Genomic DNA, 22,492 nt, shown 5'->3' with positions numbered 1-22,492 from the left:
AAACAGGGAGACGATCGACATGAACGCGACAGCGAGTTGGACAGTTGTGGCGGCAACGCTGTTGACCACGCCGCTTCATGCGCAGGTCGTCATCATGCCACGCCATGTCGTAGGCGCAGCGATCGTCAGCGACATCGTTGCCGATCGGCAGGCGCAGCGTGATGCGCGGCAGACGCCCTATGCGTCGCCCGGCTACGGATCGATCGACACCGCCGCCGCCGCGCGCGACGCTTGCTCCGAAAAGGCGCTTTACCAGGCCGGGCCAGCATCCCGGCTAATCGGCCCGGCGCGCGCCAGCAGCATGTCCACCGGCTGGGAAGTCGAAGGCGTCGTGGGTTCGGGCGATGGCGACATCCCCTTCGTCTGTTCCGTGCGCAACGGATCGGTCAGCGGGGTGCTGCTGCGGAAATAGGATGGTGACTGTTGCAGGTGATTTCCTGCCATTCCCCAGTTCCCAACATCCGTTCGACCTGAGCCTGTCGAAGGGCTCTACTTCCCTGAAATCCGGGGATTTGAGTAAAGAGCAGGGCTTCGACGGGCTCAGCCCGAACGGATGCTTGAGAGATATGTAAAGGCCGCCTCCCGACGATCGGCTCATGCATAAGGACTGTCCATCTTCCATATCCGCCACTCCATCCACGCCCCGCTCATAGGTCGCAAAGCAAATCTTGTTGCCTGGTGGATCGTCGCGCTGTTGCGTCAGCAATATAAGCGCCGCTAAAGCCCTTGCCATGACGGCTGCCCCCTCTCCCCGCCACCCGCTGCATTTCGCCAATTTCCGGGCCTATCTGGTCGGAAGGCTGTGCGCCGTGCTGGCGCAATATAGCATGATGATCGTGCTGGCGTGGCAGGCCTATAATATCGCACGCGAAACGATGACGACGGCAGGTGCCTCGGCGCAACTTGGCCTGATCGGGCTGGCGCAATTCCTGCCGCTCTTCTTCCTCACCCCCGTCACCGGCTGGGTCGCAGACCATTATGACAGACGGGTCATTACCCGGCTGACGCTGACATTGCTGACGATCGCGGCGGGACTGCTCGCCTTCGCCACCTATGAAGGCTGGGTCAGCCTGCCGCTCATCTTCGGCATCGCTGTCATCGTGGGCACCGCACGCGCGTTCAACGGCCCGGCCTATGGCGCGCTGGCGCCTAACCTCGTGCCGCCCGCCGTGCTGCCCAACGCCATCGCGATATCGTCGGTCGTATGGCAGGCGGGCATGATCGCCGGGCCAGCGGTGGGCGGCTATGCCTTTGCCGCGACGCCCTGGGGCGCCTATGCGCTGGCCGCGACCCTATATGGCGTGGCGCTCTGCGCCATGATGCTGATCGGGCCGGTGCCGCAACCGCCGCGCGACACCAGCCGCCATCCGATCCGCCAGATGATCGACGGCGTCACCTATGTGAAGGGCAACCGGCTGGTGCTGGCGACGATCACGCTGGATCTGTTCGCGGTGCTGCTGGCGGGCGCAACCGCGCTGTTGCCGGTCTATGCGCGCGACATATTGCATGTGGGATCGACCGGGCTGGGCCATCTGGCCGCAGCGCCCGGCATCGGCGCGGCGGCGACCGCGCTCTGGTTCTCCTTCCGCCCGATGAAGACGGAGGTGGGGCTGAAGATGCTGGGGTCGGTCGTGCTGTTCGGCCTGGCCACCATCGCCTTTGGCTGCACCGCCTTCCTGCCGCGCAGCATCGCGATCGAGGCGGGGATCGCATCGCTGGTGGTGCTGGGCGGCGCGGACATGGTGTCCGTCTTCGTGCGCCAGTCGCTGGTCCAGCTGCACACGCCCGACGCCATGCGCGGGCGCGTGTCCAGCCTGTCCCAGCTGACCATTTCCGCCTCCAACGAACTGGGCGAAGCCGAAAGCGGCTTTCTTGCCGCGCTGGTCGGCCCGGTTGCGGCGGTGATCGGCGGCGGCGTGGGGGCGATCCTCATCACCCTTTACTGGGCGCGACTCTTTCCCGAATTGCGCCTTGCACGAAGCTTCGATCCACCCGACATCGGGCGAGAAGAGAACAGCCAGGAGAAAGCCCCATGAAAGCTGCCACGATTCTCGAAACCATCGGCAACACGCCGCATATCCGCGTCAACCGCCTGTTCGGCGACGCCGAAGTATGGATCAAGTCGGAACGGTCCAACCCCGGCGGGTCGATCAAGGACCGTATTGCGCTCGCCATGATCGAGGCGGCCGAAGCATCGGGCGAATTGCAGCCGGGCGGCACGATCATCGAGCCGACGTCGGGCAATACCGGCGTCGGGCTGGCGATGGTCGCCGCGGTCAAGGGGTACAAGCTGGTGCTGGTCATGCCCGAAAGCATGTCGATCGAGCGTCGCCGCCTGATGCTCGCCTATGGCGCCAGTTTCGACCTGACGCCGCGCGAAAAGGGCATGAAGGGCGCAATCGAACGCGCGCTGGAACTGGTCGGCCAGACGCCGGGCAGCTGGATGCCGCAACAGTTCGAAAATCCCGCCAATATCGACGTGCATGTCCGCACCACGGCGCAGGAGATACTGACCGACTTTGCCGACACGCCGATCGACGCGCTGATCACGGGCGTGGGCACTGGCGGCCATATCACCGGCGTGGCCGAAGTGCTCAAGAAGCAGTGGCCGCATCTGAAGGTCTATGCGGTCGAACCGACCCTGTCCCCGGTGATCAGCGGCGGTCAGCCCGGTCCGCACCCGATCCAGGGCATCGGCGCGGGCTTCATCCCGGCGAACCTGCACACCCAGTTGCTGGACGGCGTGATCCAGGTCGATCCGGCCGATGCAAAGGATTATGCCCGTAAGGCCGCGACGCAGGAGGGGATGCTGGTTGGCATTTCGTCGGGCGGCACGCTGGCGGCGATCGCGCAGAAGTTGAAGGAACTGCCAGAGGGCAGCCGGGTTCTGGGCTTCAACTATGACACCGGCGAACGCTATCTGTCCGTCCCGGACTTCCTGCCGGAATAGAAACGGCCTTTAGGAGCCAGATCGGCTTGAACACCACCACGTCTCCCCGTCCAGTCGTCTGGCTGGTCTGGCTCCTCCTGTTCGTCGGCCTGCCCGCGCTCGTCGCGGGCTGGGACACCCAGCATAGTCGCCACGCGGGCAGGCCGCCCATGGCCGCCTTGCGCGCGGGGCGTCCGGTCACGGCCGCGACGCCCCCGCCGGTCGAGCCGGTGGTCGTCTACGCCCTGCCGCGCGACAAGGCGCGCGCGTTCAACCTGGCTATCCCCTTTTCGAAAGCCGCCAATCCGCCCGCCCGCCCCTTCCTCTTCTCAGGGTCGGAAACGGACCTGGCCCGCGCGCTCGATTGCCTGGCGGCAGCGGAAATCTATGAAGCGGGCGACGATGCGGTGGGCGAGCAGGCCGTCGCGCAAGTTGTACTGAACCGGGCGCGCCATCCCGCCTTCCCCAGAACGGTATGCGGCGTGGTGTTCCAGGGGCAGGAACGGCGGACGGGGTGTCAGTTCACCTTCACCTGCGACGGCGCGCTGGCACGCACGCCCAATGCCGCCGCGTGGGAACGGGCGCGGACCATCGCCCGCGCGGCGCTGGCAGGCAAGGTGTTCGAACCGGTGGGGCACGCCACCCATTATCATACCGACTGGGTCGTCCCCTATTGGAGCGACAGCCTGGACAAGATCACCGCGGTGGGCACGCATCTCTTCTTCCGCTGGCGCGGCTGGTGGGGCACCCCGCCCGCCTTCCGCCGAGGCAATGAAGGCAGCGAACCGCAGATCGCACAGATTGCGCAACTCTCCCCCGCCCATCAGTCGGGCGATGCGGTGATTACGTCCGCACCCGCAGCGATCGCCGCCGCCATGGCATCGACAGCGGAACTGGCTGCGCAGACGCCGATGGCGATCGGCGCGCATTCGGTCGGCAAAACGATCGCGGGCGGTCGGCTGATCGGGGCCGATCCGGACAATGTCACTTTCATGATCGACCTTGGACGGGCGAGCGCTGCCGACGACTGGTTGACGATGGCCCACAAGATATGCGGGGGCCGCCCGCTGTGCCGGGTCATGGGCTGGCGCGCAGGCAGCGGGCCAAAGGCCTGGCCGCCCAGCGAGGCCCAGCTCGAAACGATGGGCTTTGGCTATATCCATAATCTGGGCGTCGGGCTGCAACGGGCGCTGTGGAATTGCGCGCAGACGCCCCGCGCGGTGAAAAGCGAATGTATGCGCCAGCGCGTGCCGACGGCGGCGCCGCCGACAGCGCCTGCCGACGCGGGCCTTACCGGCGTGCGGCGCCGGTTCGAAACGGTGAAGATCGCGCCGGTGACGCCGCCGGTCGCGCCACCTGCCGAGACACCGAACGCGACACCTTGATCGCCGATTGGATCGGCCCCCTTCACAAAGCTGGGCTAAGCCTCTATATCGGCGTCAATCCGGTCATCCGCTGCGCTATGCGCCTGGCGGTTGGCCGTCCCCGGATCGCTCGGGGTCCGGCTTCGAATTGCGCGCGAAGCTGGCGGGATTGAGCGATTTTTGACGGGTCACAATGTGCTGACAGTGCGGATCGGACAGTCCCGGCCCGCACTTTTTTGCGTGGAATGACGGGTGCGAATCACCGGTTTTTCCATTGCGCCTGGACTGAGTTTTCGCCGGGATGCGAAAAAACGCGACGAATGAAGGCAAGGACAACGCATGGCGACCAAAGCTCTCCCCGATCAGCAACACCGGCGCAAAAAAGCGTATCAGGAAGGTGTTCGGCGACATCCACGAAGTGGTGCAGATGCCCAACCTGATCGAGGTCCAGCGGGAGAGCTATGAACAGTTCCTCCGTTCCGACCCGTCGATCAATTATGTGTCGGGCCTGGAAAAGACGCTGCGCAGCGTGTTCCCGATCCGCGATTTCGCCGGCACCGCCGAAATGGACTTCGTCCATTATGAGCTGGAAGACCCCAAGTACGACGTAGAAGAATGCCGCCAGCGCGGCATCACCTATGCCGCGCCGATGCGCGTAACCCTGCGCCTGATCGTGTTCGAAGTCGATCAGGACACCGAAACCCGTTCGGTCCTGGATATCAAGGAGCAGGACGTCTACATGGGCGACATGCCCCTGATGACGGGCAACGGCACCTTCATCGTCAACGGCACCGAGCGCGTGATCGTCAGCCAGATGCACCGTTCGCCGGGCGTCCTGTTCGACCATGACCGTGGCAAGACCCACTCGTCGGGCAAATATCTCTTCGCCGCGCGCGTCATTCCCTATCGTGGTTCGTGGCTCGATTTCGAATTCGACGCCAAGGACATCGTCAACGTCCGTATCGACCGCAAGCGCAAGCTGCCGGTCACCGCGCTGCTGTTCGCGCTGGGCCTGACGCCGGAAGAAATATTGGGCGAATTCTACAACAAGGTCGTGTTCGTCCGTGGCGAAGGCGGCTGGGTCATCCCCTATCTCGCCGAAGCCTGGCGCGGCCTGAAGCCTGCGTTCGACATCGTCGACGCCAAGACCGGCGAAGCGATCTTCCCCGCGGGCACAAAGATTTCGCCCCGCGCCGCCAACAAGGCGGAAAAGGACGGCCTGGAAACGCTGCTGATCCCGACCGAGGAAGTCTATGGCCGCTACAGCGCCTATGACCTCATCAACGAGAGCACCGGCGAAATCTATATCGAGGCCGGTGACGAAGTGTCGCCTGAGAATCTTGAGAAGCTGGACAAGGCGGGCATCGACCGTCTGGAACTGCTGGACATCGACCATGTCGGCACCGGTCCGTGGATTCGTAATACGCTCAAGGCCGACAAGGCCGAAGACCGCGACCAGGCGCTGAGCGATATCTATCGCGTCATGCGTCCTGGCGAACCGCCGACGAAGGAAACCGCAGAAGCGCTGTTTGCCGGTCTGTTCTTCGATCCGGAGCGCTACGACCTGTCGGCCGTGGGCCGCGTGAAGCTGAACATGCGCCTCGACCTCGACGCCGAGGACACGGTGACGACGCTGCGAACCGAGGATATCCTCGCCGTGGTCAAGGAACTGGTGAACCTCAAGGACGGCAAGGGCGAAATCGACGATATCGATAACCTGGGCAACCGTCGCGTCCGTTCGGTCGGCGAACTGCTGGAAAACCAGTATCGCGTCGGCCTGCTGCGCATGGAGCGCGCGGTCAAGGAGCGTATGTCGTCGGTCGACGTGTCGACCGTGATGCCCAACGACCTGATCAACGCGAAGCCCGCCGTGGCGGCCGTGCGTGAATTCTTCGGCTCGTCGCAGCTGTCGCAGTTCATGGATCAGACCAACCCGCTGTCGGAAGTCACCCACAAGCGCCGCGTATCGGCGCTTGGGCCGGGCGGTCTGACCCGCGAACGCGCAGGCTTCGAAGTCCGCGACGTTCACCCGACCCATTATGGCCGTATCTGCCCGATCGAAACGCCCGAAGGCCCGAACATCGGTCTGATCAACAGCCTCGCGACGTTCAGCCGTGTTAACAAATATGGCTTCATCGAAACGCCCTATCGCAAGGTCTTGGACAATAAGGTCACCGACGACGTCGTCTATCTGTCGGCGATGGAAGAGGCCAAGCACACGATCGCGCAGGCCAACGCCGAAGTGAATGCCGACGGCACCTTTACCGAGGATCTCATATCCGCCCGCGAGGCCGGCGAGTTCCTGATGGCGCCCAAGGATCATATCACGCTGATGGACGTCAGCCCCAAGCAGCTGGTGTCGGTCGCAGCCTCGCTCATTCCGTTCCTGGAAAACGATGACGCCAACCGCGCGCTGATGGGATCGAACATGCAGCGTCAGGCCGTGCCTCTGGTACGTGCCGAAGCGCCGTTCGTGGGCACCGGCATGGAAGGCACGGTTGCCCGTGACTCCGGCGCGGCGGTCGCCTCCAAGCGGGCGGGCATCGTGGATCAGGTCGATGCGACCCGTATCGTCATCCGCGCGACCGGCGATATCGAAGCCGGTCAGTCGGGCGTCGACATCTACACGCTGCAGAAGTTCCAGCGGTCGAACCAGGACACCTGCATCAACCAGCGTCCGCTGGTGCAGGTCGGTGACCTGGTCGAAGCCGGCGACGTCATCGCCGACGGTCCCTCGACCGAGTTCGGCGAACTGGCGCTGGGCCGCAACACGCTCGTCGCGTTCATGCCCTGGAACGGCTACAACTATGAAGACTCCATCCTGATCTCCGAGCGGATCGTGAAGGACGACGTCTTCACCTCGATCCATATCGAGGAGTTCGAGGTGATGGCCCGCGACACCAAGCTGGGGCCGGAGGACATCACCCGCGACATCCCGAACGTCGGTGAAGAAGCGCTGCGCAACCTCGACGAGGCAGGCATCGTCTATATCGGCGCCGAAGTGGAGCCGGGCGACATCCTGGTCGGCAAGATCACCCCCAAGGGTGAATCGCCAATGACGCCGGAAGAAAAGCTGCTCCGCGCGATCTTCGGTGAAAAGGCGTCCGACGTGCGCGACACGTCGCTCCGCCTGCCGCCGGGCGTTGCTGGGACGGTCGTTGAAGTGCGCGTGTTCAACCGCCACGGCATCGACAAGGACGAGCGCGCCATGGCGATCGAGCGGGAGGAAATCGACCGCCTCGCCAAGGATCGCGAGGACGAACGCGCCATCCTCAATCGTGCAACCTTCAACCGCCTGCACGAAATGCTGCTGAACCAGACCGCCTCTGCCGCGCCAAAGGGCGTGCGCAAAGGCGTGGCGATCGATGAGGCTCTGCTGGCCGAAGTCGAGCGTCACGAATGGTGGAAGTTCGCGGTAGAGGACGACAGCCGTCAGGCCCAGATCGAAGCGATCAAGGGTCAGTATGACGAAGCGGTCAAGTCGATCGTGGACAAGTTCGAGGATCGCGTCGACAAGCTGCAGCGCGGCGACGAGCTGCCCCCGGGCGTGCTCAAGATGGTCAAGGTGTTCGTCGCGGTGAAGCGCAAGCTGCAGCCAGGCGACAAGATGGCCGGCCGTCACGGTAACAAGGGCGTCATCTCGCGCATCCTGCCGGTCGAAGACATGCCGTTCCTGGAAGACGGCACCCATGTCGATATCGTGCTGAACCCGCTGGGCGTGCCGTCGCGCATGAACGTCGGGCAGATCTTCGAAACCCATCTGGGCTGGGCTGCCCGTGGCCTTGGCCAGCAGCTTAAGCATGCGCTGGAAGACTGGCGTGAGGCCAATCCGAACCCGTCGGCGGGCGACATGCCCGACGCGGTCAAGGAACGGCTGCTGACCTCCTATGGTCCGCGCTATGCCGAGCAGATCGAAGGCCGCACGCCCGAGCAGATCATCGATCTGGCCGAGCATCTCCAGCGGGGCATCCCGATGGCGACCCCGGTGTTCGACGGCGCGCGTGAAGCCGACGTGTCGGCGATGCTGTCGCTGGCAGGCTTGCATACCTCGGGCCAGTCGGACCTGTATGACGGCCGCACCGGCGATCGCTTCGACCGCAAGGTCACCGTGGGCATCATCTATATGTTGAAGCTGCATCACTTGGTCGATGACAAGATCCATGCCCGTTCGATCGGCCCCTACAGCCTCGTCACGCAGCAGCCGCTGGGTGGTAAGGCGCAGTTCGGTGGTCAGCGCTTCGGTGAAATGGAGGTTTGGGCGCTCCAGGCCTATGGCGCGGCCTATACGTTGCAGGAAATGCTGACGGTGAAGTCGGACGACGTGGTCGGCCGCACCAAGGTCTATGAGGCGATCGTCAAGGGTGACGACACGTTCGAGGCCGGCATTCCCGAAAGCTTCAACGTGCTGGTCAAGGAAATGCGCTCGCTGGGTCTGAACGTCGAACTCGCCACGATGGACGAGGCCACCGACGAAGACGGCCTGGCGCAAGCGGCGGAATAAGGACGGGGGCGCGGCCGACGGCGGCGCCCCTCCCCTTCTTCGCCCGGACATTTACCCTCCAGAGGGACTGATATTATGAATGAACTGACCAACTTCGCCAATCCGGTCGCCAAGACCGAGACGTTCGACCAGATCCAGATCGGCCTTGCCTCGCCAGAGCGCATCCGGTCCTGGTCCTTCGGCGAGATCAAGAAGCCCGAAACCATCAACTATCGCACGTTCAAGCCCGAGCGTGACGGCCTGTTCTGCGCGCGCATCTTCGGTCCGATCAAGGATTATGAATGCCTGTGCGGCAAGTATAAGCGCATGAAATATAAGGGCATCGTCTGCGAGAAGTGCGGTGTCGAAGTCACGGTGAGCAAGGTGCGCCGCGAGCGCATGGGCCATATTGAACTAGCCGCCCCCGTCGCACATATCTGGTTCCTGAAGAGCCTGCCGTCGCGCATCGGCCTGCTGCTCGACATGCAGTTGAAGCAGCTTGAGCGCGTCCTCTACTTCGAATCCTACATCGTCACCGAACCGGGCCTGACCCCGCTCGAAAAGTTCCAGCTTCTCAACGAAGACGAACTGCTCGACGCGCAGGATCAATATGGCGAAGACGCCTTCTCCGCCGGGATCGGCGCGGAAGCGGTCAAGCAGATGCTGATGGACCTCGACCTGGAAGGCGAAAAGCAGATCCTGCTGGACGAGCTGGCCGTCACCAAGTCGGAATTGAAGCCCAAGAAGATCATCAAGCGCCTGAAGGTGGTTGAGAGCTTCCTGGAATTGGGCAACCGCCCCGAATGGATGATCCTGGACGTCGTGCCGGTCATTCCGCCTGAACTGCGCCCGCTGGTGCCGCTGGACGGCGGCCGCTTCGCGACGTCGGACCTGAACGACCTCTATCGCCGCGTCATCAACCGCAACAACCGTTTGAAGCGCCTGATGGAACTGCGCGCGCCGGACATCATCGTCCGCAACGAAAAGCGCATGTTGCAGGAAGCCGTCGACGCCCTGTTCGACAATGGCCGTCGTGGCCGCGTCATCACCGGCGCGAACAAGCGGCCGTTGAAGTCGCTGTCCGACATGCTCAAGGGCAAGCAGGGCCGCTTCCGTCAGAACCTGCTCGGCAAGCGCGTCGACTATTCGGGTCGTTCGGTCATCGTGACCGGCCCGGAACTCAAGCTGCACCAGTGCGGCCTGCCCAAGAAGATGGCGCTCGAACTGTTCAAGCCCTTCATCTACGCGCGCCTCGACGCCAAGGGTCTCTCCATGACCCTCAAGCAGGCGAAGAAGTGGGTCGAAAAGGAGCGCAAGGAAGTCTGGGACATCCTGGACGAGGTGATCCGCGAGCATCCCGTGATGCTGAACCGCGCGCCGACGCTCCATCGCCTCGGCATCCAGGCGTTCGAACCCGTGCTGATCGAGGGCAAGGCGATCCAGCTTCACCCGCTGGTCTGCTCCGCCTTCAACGCCGACTTCGACGGTGACCAGATGGCCGTGCACGTCCCGCTGAGCCTTGAGGCCCAGTTGGAAGCGCGCGTGCTGATGATGTCGACCAACAACATCCTGTCGCCCGCGAATGGCAAGCCGATCATCGTGCCGTCGCAGGACATGGTGCTGGGCATCTATTATCTGTCGATGGAACGCGAAGGCGAGCCGGGCGAAGGCATGCTGCTAAGCGACATGCAGGAAGTCCATCAGGCGCTGTTCACCAAGTCGGTGACGCTGCATTCCAAGATCATCAGCCGCGTGCCGCAGACCGACGAAGCGGGCAAGAGCTACCTCAAGCGCTACGAAACGACGCCGGGTCGCATGCTGCTGGGCGAATGTCTGCCGCAGAGCCACAAAGTGCCCTTCGACGTCGTCAACCGCTTGCTGACCAAGAAGGACGTGGGCGACGTGATCGATGAGGTCTATCGTCACACCGGCCAGAAGGACACGGTGCTGTTCGCCGACGCCATCATGGCGCTGGGCTTCCGCCACGCGTTCCAGGCCGGTATCTCGTTCGGCAAGGATGACATGGTCATTCCGGACTCGAAGGAAGGCACCGTCGCCGAAACCAAGGCGCTGGTGGCCGATTACGAGCAGCAATATCAGGACGGCCTGATCACGCAGCAGGAAAAGTACAACAAGGTGATCGACGCCTGGAGCCGTTGCGGTGACCAGGTCGCGAACGCGATGATGGACGAAATCCGCGCCCAGCCTAAGGATCCACAGACCGGTCGCCTCGCGCAGATCAACTCGATCTACATGATGGCGCACTCCGGTGCCCGTGGTTCGCAGGCACAGATGAAGCAGCTGGCCGGTATGCGCGGCCTGATGGCCAAGCCTTCGGGCGAGATCATCGAAACGCCGATCATCTCAAACTTCAAGGAAGGCCTAACCGTCCTTGAATATTTCAACTCCACCCACGGCGCGCGTAAGGGCCTGGCGGATACGGCGCTCAAGACGGCGAACTCGGGTTACCTGACCCGCCGTCTGGTCGACGTGTCGCAGGACTGCACCATCGTCGAGGAAGATTGCGGCACCGAAAAGGCGCTGGAGATGAAGGCGATCGTCCAGGGCGGCAGCGTCATCGCGTCGCTGGGCGAACGCATCCTGGGCCGCACCACGGCGCAGGACATTGTCGACAGCAAGGATGGCAGCATCGTCATCCCCATCGGCACGCTGCTGGACGAACCGATGATCGCCAAGATCGAGGCGATCGGCACCCAGGCGGTCAAGATCCGCAGCCCGCTGATCTGCGAAAGCCGGATGGGCGTGTGCGGCAAATGCTACGGCCGTGACCTGGCCCGTGGTACGCCGGTGAATATCGGTGAAGCGGTCGGCGTCATCGCGGCGCAGTCCATCGGTGAGCCGGGCACGCAGTTGACCATGCGTACCTTCCACATCGGCGGCGCAGCGAACTTCAACGAAACGTCGAACCTGGAATCGATGGCGGACGGCACGATCGAACTGCGTGACATGCCGACCATCACCGACAAGCAAGGCCGTCGCCTCAGCCTCGCCCGCAACGGCGAGATCGCGATCATCGACAGCGAAGGCCGCGAGCGCGAAACCCATCGCCTGCCTTACGGCGCCACCATCCTGTTTGCAGATGGCGACACCGTGAAGAAGGGCGATCGCTTCGCCGAGTGGGATCCCTTCACCATGCCGGTGATCACGGAAAAGCCGGGTATCGTCAAATATGTCGACCTGATCGACAGCAAGACGCTGACCGAACAGACCGACGAAGCCACCGGCATCGCCCAGCGCGTCGTGACGGAACATCGTGGTGCTGCCCGCACCAAGGAAGACCTTCGCCCGCGCCTGACCCTGCTGGACGACCAGTCCGGCGAAGCGGCCCGCTATATGCTGGCGGTGGGGGCGACGCTGTCGGTCGATGATGGCGCGCAGGTGCAGGCCGGGGACGTGCTGGCGCGTGTCAGCCGCGAAGCGGCCAAGACCCGCGACATCACCGGTGGTCTGCCGCGCGTCGCCGAACTGTTCGAAGCCCGCAAGCCCAAGGACAATGCGATCATTGCCAAGGTGTCGGGCCGCGTCCAGTTCCTCAAGGATTACAAGGCGAAGCGCAAGATCGCCATCAATCCCGAGGATGGCGGCGAGCCGGTCGAATATCTGATCCCCAAGAGCAAGGTGATCGACGTTCAGGAAGGCGACTTCGTGAAGCGCGGCGACAACCTGATCGGCGGTTCGCCCGATCCGCACGACATTCTGGAAGTGCTGGGTATCGAGCCGCTGGCCGAATATCTGGTCGCCGAAATCCAGGAAGTCTATCGCCTGCAGGGCGTGAAGATCAACGACAAGCACATCGAAACGATCGTTCGTCAGATGCTGCAGAAGGTCGAGATCATCGAGTCCGGCGACACCACTCTGTTGGTGGGCGAGCAGATCGACCGCGAGGAAATGGACGAGATCAACAGCAAGCTGGCAGCGGGCTTCGCGCCTGCCGCGGGCAAGCCGGTGCTGCTCGGCATCACCAAGGCGTCGCTGCAGACCCGTTCGTTCATCTCGGCCGCGTCCTTCCAGGAAACCACCCGCGTCCTCACGGAAGCGGCGGTCCAGGGCAAGAAGGACACGCTGGTCGGCCTGAAGGAAAACGTCATCGTCGGCCGCCTGATCCCGGCGGGTACGGGCGCGGGCATGAACCGCCTGCGCGTCGCCGCTTCGTCGCGTGACGCCGCACTGCGGGCCGCGCTGCGCGCCTCCAGCCAGGTGGACCTGATCGCACCCAAGTCGGCTGCTGCAGAACGTGCGGCTGAACTGGCGCAGGGTCCGGAAGCGGCGATCGGCAACGATCCACTGGCCGCCGTCGAAGGGGAAACCCACGGCAGCGACGCGGACGCGGGCGATTACCTGCTGAAGAGCGACGGCGAATAAGCCCTTTGAAAGGCCGGGAGCCGCTCCCTATATGGGTTGCGGCTCCCATGCCCCTTGACCCCGCGAGGGAAGAGGACAATGCCCGTCGGACGCGTCATGCTGTCCGGCGGGTTTTCTTTTGGTTGGATGAAAAACCGTTCAAACGTCGATCAAAAAGTCGGCTAAGTCCGTCCAAAAGCTCTTGACCAGGATACCGACCGCGACTATCTGCGGCCTCCCAAGCGAGACACGCGCTTGGCTGATGCCCGATCCTCTAATGGTAAGAGAGCGGACTCTGACTCCGTCAATCAAGGTTCGAGTCCTTGTCGGGCATCCAAAATTTCCCAACCGAATAGCTGAACTTATTGCTTCAATCCGCAGCCGGGCCTGATACTTGCCCATTTGCATCAGATTGATGGCAAACACACCCCTGGTGACGCTTGTGCTATAGCGCATGGCAGATTGCTTGTTCTACACGATCGACTTGTTCCGATCGCCTTCGTCCTGGAGGTGAATCTAGGCAATCCTGCTTCCGGCAACCGCCTCGAACAGCGCTGAAATATTACCCTCTGCCTAGGCTTACGGAAATAACGACAACGCCGTTCGAGCCTTCAGGCAAGAAACGAAGGATCAGCCCTGCATAACAACGGAGCGCAATTCCAGCGTCGAATTATGGTCGTGTAACGTCCGATGGCCCAATAACCGCGCCACGGAATTGCGGACCAGCAGTTGCAGGCCTTGTTCGCTGAGCAACCCGCCACGCACCAGGCATCGGTCGATGAGCACGCGACGAAAGGCGGAATAGAGCGACAGATCGGGCGCCCGCGGCGCGCGCCAGAAATCGTCTAGCCTTCCGGTATAGACGACGCCGGGCACCTTGTAGACCGCATGGCCCAGCACCACCACCGGCTTACCCACGTTCAGCGCCAATGTTCCCACTGTGCTGTTGACCGTCACGACGCCGAGCGACTTGTCGACGACTTCGGCAATGTCCCAGTCGGCCAGATAGACGACCCGGTCCGCCACGCCATAATGGCGCGCCAGGCGTCGGGTCAGCCGGTCCCATCCCACCAGGCCCGGATCGAGCGGATGGCGCTTCACGACGAGCGAGACGCCGTCCGACGCATGTTGCGCGAAGCTCTTGATCACGAAGCGCAGCGCGGCGCGCATATTGCCGAAGGGCGAGTGGATGCGGATCTGATAATCGGAATTGAGCTGAAGCGGCAGCGTAAAATAGGGCTTGTCCTTGACCTGCTCCCAGTCGGCCCGCGATCGCCGTTCATAATTGGTGCGCATCACCAGTTTCCAGCACCAGGCCAGGGATTCCATCAGGAAGCTATGTGGCCTGTGCGTGTTGTAGAACGGGAAATAAGGCCGCATCAGCGCCGCAGCGAGACCATTGCGCATCGTGTTGCGCGCCCGCGCGCGGAAGGTCGACGGAATTGGCGGTGCCACCTCTTCCTGCATGGGCAGGCCGCGCGCCTGGTCCAGATACCATTGCGGGTCCAGCGGCAGGGTGGAATTGCCGTTCACGCCGTCATCCTGCAACGTCATGAAATCGGGCCGGATATAGCCTTCTTCCAGGACATGCACACGCAGGTCGCGCAAATGGGCCATGCCATGTGCCGACGCATGATAGGGGCGGCAATCGCCGTAGAGGATCAGATCGGTGACGCCATGGTTGACGACGAAATCGTCGAAGAACAACGGCCAGTTGCGAAACGTCCCGCGATAATCGGTGGCGTCGCCCGGCCAGTCGATCTTGTCGCCGCCATTGATGTTGATCCGCAACGCGCGATGGCCCCGTTCGCGCAACGCCTGCGCCAGCATCGCGAAATAGGGACCGTGCGGCCCTTGCAGAAACAGAAATGTCTTGGCGGGGACGTTAACCATGCAGGAACTCGGCGAACAAAGTCATAAATCGGCGCAACTTCCCCTGTAGCATCCGCAACCGGATAAGCCATGTCACCGGCGGCGTCGATCCATCGGCCATGCGGTCCACCATCACTTCAGGACCGCAGGGCAAACGCGTAACCGGATCAAGATAGCGAGGATAGAGAATCAAGGCTCCCGCGACAAGCTGATCCACACTGAGTTGACGTCCCCGCCGGGCGATAGCCGTAGCACGATCACGGGTCAGCCCCCATCCGGCATAGAAGGGCATCCCATGCACGGTCACCGCGCATCCGCGCATCAGCGCTTCGAACCCGGTGAGCGACGAGAGGACGTGCACGTCGTCCACCGCCTGCACCAGCGCCATTAGCGGCGCGCCGGTATCGATCGCGTCGGCGTGCGCCAGCACCACCGGATCGGGCAGATGGCCCTTGCGATGCCCCGCCTGCACGTCGGGATGGGGGCGATAGACGATCCAGGCATCCGGTTCGGCGCGGCGGACCCGCATCAGGAAATCCAGATTGCCCGCGACGCCCGCGCCGCCCAGGCGCACCGACAGATCGTCTTCCACCTGGCCCACCGCCAGCACCGTGCGACGGCCCGGCGGCAGGGCGATCATCCGCCCTGCTTCGGGACCATATTTGGTGACGCCCGCAGCGCAGACCCTTTGGCGCAGGCGGGCGGCACGCGCGACCAGCGCAGGCGGAAAATCATGGGTCGCCAGCAGCGTTTCCAGATCATTGGCGCTGCGCGCATCATAATAGATGCCGGTCCGGTCCACGACCACCGATCCGGGCGGATGCAGCGCTGCGCCCAGTCCCCGCGACCGCAAAAAGCCGTCCTCGACCCGCGTCACCGGCACGGCCCCCGCCTTGGCCTCCGCAACGATCGCAGGCGGCACGCGCGACGGCCAGATCGCCAGTGCCCCACCATCCCGCCGCGCCTGGCGCAAGCCGCGCGGCGCCGACAGAAAGGGTGGCGCGCGCAGACCATCCCACAGGAAGTGCCGCATCGCCTCTCGCTTCCAGAAGGCCATGCCGCTGGCTGCCGCTATGCCGCGATTGCCATCGAGATGACGACGCCAGTCGGCCAGCTGCGCGATCGCCTGCGCAACATCGACCGGCGCGCCGGTGAAACAGTCGCGATAACGCGCCGCTGCCAGCCGCACCTTCAGTGCCGCCCGCGCCGTAGCCGGATCGACCGGCACGCCTTCGGGATCGATGATCGCGACGCCCAGCAGGCCTGCGACAAGGGCGATGTCATCGTCGGGCGCGGCATGGACCGCCCGCGCTTGCGCAACCAGCGCCCACGGATCGCAATAGGCAGGCAGGCGACGACCCTTGACCGATGACGTTCGAACCTCCCCCGATGCAGGCAGGATCGCGATCTGCTCAGGCATCAGTCCCGACAGCGCCGCCCCCTGGACAGGTACGCCTGCGCGCACGACCAGCGCAACGCCCTCCGGCCGATGGCCCCAAAAGTCCCCGCCGACACGGGCTTGAACCAACAGGTCCAACACCTCATCCGCGACCGGCGCCGCCGCCACAGATGCGCCCACCGGCGCGCTGACCGCGGCCGTCGCGGGATCGATGCCCGAAAAAGGGGGCGATCGCAGAAACGGGACAGGCGTCATCCGCGCGCGACAGGCGCCGAAGCGATTCGCGATCGCGCCCGCGCGCCGATCGTGCTGCCTGATACTGCCCCGCTACGGGCCATGCCTTGTCCTTTCATGCCTGCCACCGTCCATGCGGGCGCGGCCGGTGAAGGTCAAGGAACAGAGGCTGTCACTTCTTCGATCAGGTCGGTGACGATGTCGAAATAGTCACGCCATGTCGGCGCCCGCCACTGGGCCAGCCGGACGATCTGGGCCGCCCGCTGGGGCGACTGCGCTTGGCTATAGGCCTCAATCGCGCGCATCCACCCCATGCCGTCGAGCGGATCGAGATAGTCCGGTGCATCGGCGCCGACCTCGCGATGGGCGGTGATGTCGCTGCAGATCACCGGCACGCCCGCCGCCAGCGCCTCGACCACCGGCATCCCGAAACCTTCGGCGAAGGACGGCATCAGCATCGCCCGCGCGTTGGCGACCAGCGCCTGCATCCGGTTGTCCGACACCTCGCCCGCTTCGATCACATGGCCGCGCAGCGCTTCGGCCCGCTCCAGCATGTCGATGACATTCTCATTCTCCCAGCCGCGCCGTCCGATCAGCACCAGCACCGGGGCGGCATCGCCCAATCGCTCGATCAGCCGCCGCCACAGGTTGAGCAGCAACAGATGGTTCTTCCGCGGCTCGATCGTGGAGATATAGACGAAATAGGGCCGCTCGGGCAGCGCTTCGCCCTTCGCGCCGAATATATCGGGCGCGTCCGCGCCGAAATGCGCGACCCGGATGGCGCGCCCATCCAACCCATGGCGCATATGCGGCGCCAGCGCCTCGATCGTCGCCTGGCTGTTGCCGATGATGCCATGGGCGAAACTGTCGATCGTGCGCACCCGGCGGCGATGCTCGTCCGCGCCCTGGGGCCGGGCATATTCGGGATGGCTGAGGGGGATGACGTCATGCACCAGGGTGATGAACTTTGCCCCCTCCGCCCGCAGGATCGCCCCGACCTGCGCATGATCGTCCAGATGATGGGGCGATACCTGTAGATAGACGCGCGGTCTGGTCGTGCGCGGCACCGGCCGGGGGCGGGTGGCGAACAGGTGGCGGATCACCGCCGCCTTGCTCTCGCTCGTATCGGCCGTCCGCGCGTTGCGCCATTTGGCGGCGGTAAAGGCCAGGAACTGCCGCACGGCCGCGCTGCTTAGCCGCCCATAATAGCCACCGGCCGGATGCACCGCGGCAAAGGCCAGCCGATCGGGCATCCGGTCCAGCAGTTCGCGGGCATAGACATATTCGACGCGATCGATACCGGTGGGCGCTGGATGGAAGGACCGCGACAACAGCCGCGAAATGTCCAGGATCACCTCGCTGTCGCCGCGCCCGCCCGGCACCAGCTGGCTCGCCCGCTTGGACCGCAGCGCCAGCCGCGCGCCGGGCGCAATGAAGGGACGCAGCCCCATCAGGGCTGCCCCTCAGACCAGGACGGCCGAACGATAAAAGGAAGGGGCATCAGAATTGGGCGCGAATCTCGTCGGCCAGCGCGCTCAACGCGGCTGCGTCGGCAAACTGGCCTTGGGCATGCGCGCCAAAGCCCTGCGGCCCGCCTTCGAATCGGGGCACGATATGGACATGCAGGTGAAACACCGTCTGCCCCGCCGGCGCGCCGTTGAACTGGGCGACATGGATGCCATCGGGGACAAGCGCCTTGCGCGTGGCGTTGGCGACCTTCTTGACCGTCGCCATCACCTGCGCCAGCGCCTCGTCCTCGATCTCCAGGATGTTGCGCGCCTTGGACCATTTGGAAATGACCAGACTATGCCCCTTCGCCTGCGGCTGGATATCGAGGAAGGCGAGCGTATGTTCGTCTTCATACAGCTTGGTCGACGGTATCTTGCCCGCAAGGATCAGGGCGAAGGGGTTATTGTCGTCATAGACGCCGTCAAGGCTCATCCTGGCCGTCCTCAGCTCACATAATGGGCGGTGGTCTTAGCCGCGATCTCATCCGCCGTCACGCCCGGCGCCATTTCGACCAGCTTGAACGGGCTGTCATGGTCTGCGCGCTGAAACACGCACAGGTCGGTGACGATCATATCGACCACATCCTTGCCGGTCAGCGGCAGCGTGCAGGCGGGGATGAATTTGGGATCGCCGTTCTTGGAAGTATGCTCCATCACCACGATGATCTTCTTGACGCCCGCGACCAGATCCATCGCGCCGCCCATGCCCTTGATCATCTTGCCGGGGATCATCCAGTTGGCGATGTCGCCATTTTCCGCGACTTCCATCGCGCCCAGCACGGTGAGGTCGATATGCCCGCCCCGGATCATGGCGAAGCTGTCGGCGCTGGAAAAATAGGCGGTCTGCGGCAATTCGCTGATCGTCTGCTTGCCCGCATTGATCAGGTCGGCGTCTTCCTCCCCCTCGAACGGGAAAGGCCCGATGCCCAACATGCCGTTTTCCGACTGCAACGTCACTTCGACCCCGGCCGGGATATGGTTGGCGACCAGCGTCGGAATACCGATGCCCAGATTGACGTAAAAACCGTCCTGCAATTCCTTCGCCGCCCGCGCGGCCATCTCGTCACGAGTCCAGGGCATCTTTACTTCTCCCCTTGGGCGGGCGGCGCCCACCTCTTGTCCATTGGAAATATATCGTCATAGCCGCCCTTAAGGCCGCTGCCATAGACGGGATTGGGCAGCACGAACCAGCCCTTGCCCCACAATCCCGCGATCGGCGCCTGCAACGTCGCGGCGCGGCGCACCGCCACGCCCTGCCCGGCATTGAACAGATCGGAAAAATCGCCCAGCTGGTCGCCGCCCATGGCGATGACGCAATAGCGCGCCGCGATCGTCGCCCGGCGACCATCCTTGCGCGATCCCATGGCATCATCGCCGCTCAGATAGAGCGTCTTACCATGCACGGCGTCACCCAGCCCCGCCGCCTTGATCGCGCGCGCCGTCGCATCGGCATTGGCGGCCGACCGGTTGGTGTTGAAGATCACCGTCACGCCCATCGCCCGCAGATCGCGCAGCCCGATGTCCGCGCCCGGCACCGGCCCGACCGCGCCTTCGCCGGTCTTTTCCCACGCGTCCCAACTTGCCGCGTCGAACCCCTTGCCAACCTTCGCGCCATGATATTCATAGCCGCTGTTCAGCATCACCGTCTCGTCCACGTCGAACACCGCGGCAGAGGGCTTGTCGCCGCAGGGCACGAAGCGCGGCGCAGCCAACGTCGCATCCGCCGCCAGCACCACGCTGTCCAAAGGCCGCGCCTTCACCTGCGCCGCGACATGGCCAACCAGGGCGCGCCAGGCCTGCACCGAAAGCGCCGCCGCCTCGCCCGACCCGTAGAGATATTGCATCCCCGCTGGCGGATCGGCAGGCGGCGCGGAAACGACGGCAGACGGCATGGTCGCGCAGGCGGCCAGCGGCGCCAGCAGCAGCGCCGGAACCATGCGCGACGCCAGCGACATCACGCCGCTTCCCGCTGCCTTACCGTCCGGAACTCGATCTTCTTGTCATAGGGCGCGCCCACGATCATGCGTTTCACATAGATGCCGGGCAGATGGATCGCATCCGCGTCCAGGCTGCCGGTCGGCACCACTTCCTCGACCTCGGCGATGCAGATTTTCGCCGCGGTCGCCATCGGCGCGTTGAAATTGCGCGCGGTCTTGCGGAAGATCAGGTTGCCGCTCTCATCGGCCTTCCAGCCCTTGATGATGGCGACATCGGCGAAGATGCCGCGTTCCAGGATATAATCCTGGCCGTCGAACGTCTTCACTTCCTTGCCCTCGGCCACCTGGGTGCCGACGCCGGTCTTGGTATAGAAACCGGGGATGCCCGCCCCGCCCGCGCGGCACCGTTCGGCCAGCGTGCCCTGGGGGCAGAACTCCACCTCCAGTTCGCCCGCCAGATATTGTCGCTCGAACTCCTTATTCTCGCCGACATAGGAGGAGATCATCTTCTTGACCTGCCGCGTGCGCAGCAGCTTGCCCAGCCCTTCGCCGTCGATACCGGCATTGTTGGACGCGATGGTCAGATCCTTGACGCCCGCATCGCGGATCGCGTCGATCAGCCGTTCGGGAATACCGCACAGGCCAAAACCGCCCGCACACAGATGCATCCCGTCGAACAGCAAGCCTTCCAGCGCCGAAGCCGCATCAGGGTAGAGCTTGTTCACCATCGCCGTTCCTCCTCCAACTTGCCCATGCCCATAAGCACAAGCATCGGGCCGGTCAATTTGCTGCGATCGCGAAAAGCGCCCTTAGATCAGCCCCGCCAAAGGACTGGACGGATCGGCATACATACGCTTGCCCATGCGCCCGGCGCGATAGGCCATACGCCCGGCCTCGACCCCCGCCTTCATCGCCGCCGCCATCAGCACCGGGTCTTTCGCTTCGGCAATGGCGGTGTTCATCAGCACGCCGGTGCAGCCCAATTCCATCGCCTGCGCCGCTTCCGAAGCAGTCCCCACGCCCGCATCGACCAGCACCGGCAGCGTGGTGCCCTCCACGATCAGGCGGATCGTCACCCGGTTCTGGATGCCCAGCCCCGACCCGATCGGCGCGCCCAGCGGCATGATCGCCACCGCGCCGACATCCTCCAGCCGCTTGGCCGCGATCGGATCGTCCACGCAATAGACCATCGGCTTGAAACCTTCCTTGGCCAGCACCTCGGTCGCGCGCAGCGTTTCGACCATGTCGGGATAAAGCGTCCGCGCCTCGCCCAGCACTTCCAGCTTCACCAGGTCCCATCCGCCCGCCTCGCGCGCCAGGCGCAGCGTGCGAATCGCCTCCTCACCGGTGAAACAACCCGCTGTGTTAGGCAGGTAGGTAATGACCTTGGGGTCGATATAGTCGGTCAGCATCGGCGCCTTGGGGTCCGACACATTGACCCGCCGCACCGCCACGGTCACGACCTCCGCCCCCGACGCCGCCACCGCCGCCGCATTCTGCTCGAAACTCTTATATTTGCCCGTGCCCACGATCAGGCGCGAGCGGAAGGTCTTGCCCGCCACGGTCCAGCTATCGTCATTCAGCGCCGACACGTCGCCACCGCCCGCCGCGACCGGATGGTCGCCACCACCGACGAAGTGGACGATCTCCAGTTCATCGCCATCCTCGACCATCACCTGCGCCAGGGTCGATCGGGGCACGACCTCCAGATTGCGCTCCACCGCGACCTTTTCGGGCACGAAGCCCAGTTCGCTCGCCAGTTGCGCCAGGCTAAGCCCGTCGCGGATGCGGCGATGCTCGCCATTGATATGGATGGAGATGGTGCCGTCTGTGCTCACTATAGCTTTCCCGAACATGCGAAGATGTCTCGACTAACCGAGACACGAAGGGCTAAGGATCGTGCCGCATATAGGGGCGGCCTTGCCCCGGTCGCAACATGCAAGGGGATCGCCATGGCCGACATGCGCAAAATATATGTGCTCAACGGACCCAATCTGAACATGCTGGGCACGCGCGAGCCGGAAATCTACGGCTATGACACGCTGGACGACATAGCCGAGCGGATGGACGACGCGGCCACCCGCGCCCATGTCGAAATCGATTTTCGCCAGTCCAATCATGAAGGCCATCTGATCGACTGGCTGCAGGAAGCCCATGCGGAGGGCGCCCATGCCGTCCTCCTCAATCCCGGCGGCCTCACCCACACCTCGGTCGCGCTGCATGACGCGATCAAGGGCATCACCGTGCCGGTGATCGAAATCCACCTGTCCAATCCGCATAAACGCGAAGCATTCCGCCATAAAAGCTATGTCGGCATGGCGGCCAAGGGGACGATCGCGGGCTTTGGCCCGATGTCCTACATGCTGGCGCTCGAAGCCGCGCTGGAACTTTAAGGCGGCGCATTTGG

Annotated in this window: 16 protein-coding genes and 1 tRNA gene; 8 read left to right on the top strand and 9 right to left on the bottom strand. The window is 63.9% G+C overall.

The window, feature by feature from the left end; genetic code table 11:
* Positions 1-19 precede the first annotated feature (19 nt).
* From U5A89_RS06535 to U5A89_RS06520, 4 genes are all read left to right on the top strand, one after another.
* On the top strand, positions 20-412 hold the full coding sequence (locus tag U5A89_RS06535) for a hypothetical protein (RefSeq protein WP_338160389.1): 393 nt from the start codon (positions 20-22) through the stop codon (positions 410-412).
* Between the two features lie 319 nt (positions 413-731).
* Positions 732-2,036 (top strand): MFS transporter, encoded by a 1,305-nt coding sequence (locus U5A89_RS06530; protein WP_338160388.1) that lies wholly within the window; start codon positions 732-734, stop codon positions 2,034-2,036.
* The gene (gene cysK / locus U5A89_RS06525) at positions 2,033-2,950 is read left to right on the top strand and encodes a cysteine synthase A (protein ID WP_338160387.1); all 918 of its coding nucleotides are present in this window, start codon (positions 2,033-2,035) and stop codon (positions 2,948-2,950) included. Before U5A89_RS06530 ends, cysK begins: the two co-directional genes overlap by 4 nt.
* A 26-nt stretch (positions 2,951-2,976) precedes the next feature.
* Positions 2,977-4,314 carry a cell wall hydrolase gene (locus tag U5A89_RS06520; RefSeq protein ID WP_338160386.1) on the top strand — a complete coding sequence of 446 codons (1,338 nt, stop codon included), beginning with the start codon at positions 2,977-2,979 and terminating at the stop codon, positions 4,312-4,314.
* 75 nt (positions 4,315-4,389) lie between these two features.
* Here U5A89_RS06520 and U5A89_RS06515 read toward each other — a convergent pair whose 3' ends face one another.
* On the bottom strand, positions 4,390-4,704 hold the full coding sequence (locus U5A89_RS06515; RefSeq protein WP_338163149.1) for a hypothetical protein: 315 nt from the start codon (positions 4,702-4,704) through the stop codon (positions 4,390-4,392).
* On the opposite strand from U5A89_RS06515, the gene rpoB reads away from it, so the two are divergent.
* The 3 genes from rpoB to U5A89_RS06500 all read left to right on the top strand — a co-directional run bounded on the left by rpoB (position 4,595) and on the right by U5A89_RS06500 (position 13,472).
* Positions 4,595-8,794 (top strand): DNA-directed RNA polymerase subunit beta, encoded by a 4,200-nt coding sequence (rpoB, locus tag U5A89_RS06510; RefSeq protein WP_338160385.1) that lies wholly within the window; start codon positions 4,595-4,597, stop codon positions 8,792-8,794. The genes U5A89_RS06515 and rpoB overlap by 110 nt on opposite strands.
* Positions 8,795-8,869: 75 nt before the next feature.
* A complete protein-coding gene (rpoC, locus tag U5A89_RS06505) occupies positions 8,870-13,156 on the top strand; it encodes a DNA-directed RNA polymerase subunit beta' (protein WP_338160384.1) in 4,287 nt (1,428 codons plus the stop codon).
* 242 nt (positions 13,157-13,398) lie between these two features.
* Positions 13,399-13,472 (top strand) — tRNA-Gln (locus tag U5A89_RS06500).
* A gap of 293 nt (positions 13,473-13,765) precedes the next feature.
* On the opposite strand, the gene U5A89_RS06495 is transcribed toward U5A89_RS06500, so the two are convergent.
* From U5A89_RS06495 to thiS, 8 genes are all read right to left on the bottom strand, one after another.
* Positions 13,766-15,028 (bottom strand): capsule biosynthesis protein, encoded by a 1,263-nt coding sequence (locus U5A89_RS06495; protein ID WP_338160383.1) that lies wholly within the window; start codon positions 15,026-15,028, stop codon positions 13,766-13,768.
* Positions 15,021-16,661 (bottom strand): capsular polysaccharide export protein, LipB/KpsS family, encoded by a 1,641-nt coding sequence (locus tag U5A89_RS06490; RefSeq protein WP_338160382.1) that lies wholly within the window; start codon positions 16,659-16,661, stop codon positions 15,021-15,023. The genes U5A89_RS06495 and U5A89_RS06490 overlap by 8 nt, the downstream gene beginning before the upstream one ends.
* 134 nt (positions 16,662-16,795) lie before the next feature.
* Positions 16,796-18,091, bottom strand: coding sequence for a glycosyltransferase family 4 protein (locus U5A89_RS06485; protein WP_338160381.1), 1,296 nt, complete (start codon positions 18,089-18,091; stop codon positions 16,796-16,798).
* A 49-nt stretch (positions 18,092-18,140) separates the two neighbouring features.
* Positions 18,141-18,581: an HIT family protein gene (locus tag U5A89_RS06480; RefSeq protein ID WP_338160380.1), complete on the bottom strand. Its 441-nt coding sequence runs from the start codon at positions 18,579-18,581 to the stop codon at positions 18,141-18,143.
* Between the two features lie 11 nt (positions 18,582-18,592).
* Entirely contained in the window at positions 18,593-19,228 is a 636-nt protein-coding gene (locus U5A89_RS06475) for a CoA transferase subunit B (protein WP_338160379.1), read from the bottom strand.
* A gap of 2 nt (positions 19,229-19,230) precedes the next feature.
* Entirely contained in the window at positions 19,231-20,103 is an 873-nt protein-coding gene (locus U5A89_RS06470) for an HAD family acid phosphatase (RefSeq protein WP_338160378.1), read from the bottom strand.
* Positions 20,103-20,813, bottom strand: a complete 711-nt coding sequence (locus U5A89_RS06465; protein WP_338160377.1) for a CoA transferase subunit A — start codon at positions 20,811-20,813, stop codon at positions 20,103-20,105. Before U5A89_RS06465 ends, U5A89_RS06470 begins: the two co-directional genes overlap by 1 nt.
* An 81-nt stretch (positions 20,814-20,894) precedes the next feature.
* On the bottom strand, positions 20,895-21,923 hold the full coding sequence (gene thiS, locus U5A89_RS06460) for a sulfur carrier protein ThiS (protein ID WP_338160376.1): 1,029 nt from the start codon (positions 21,921-21,923) through the stop codon (positions 20,895-20,897).
* 114 nt (positions 21,924-22,037) lie between these two features.
* Between thiS and aroQ the strand changes: the two genes are divergently transcribed.
* The gene (aroQ, locus tag U5A89_RS06455; RefSeq protein WP_338160375.1) at positions 22,038-22,478 is read left to right on the top strand and encodes a type II 3-dehydroquinate dehydratase; all 441 of its coding nucleotides are present in this window, start codon (positions 22,038-22,040) and stop codon (positions 22,476-22,478) included.
* Positions 22,479-22,492: the final 14 nt, after the last annotated feature.

This window comes from Sphingobium sp. HWE2-09 (assembly GCF_035989265.1).
Lineage (GTDB): Bacteria > Pseudomonadota > Alphaproteobacteria > Sphingomonadales > Sphingomonadaceae > Sphingobium.
This window is presented reverse-complemented; position numbering and strand designations above follow the sequence as displayed.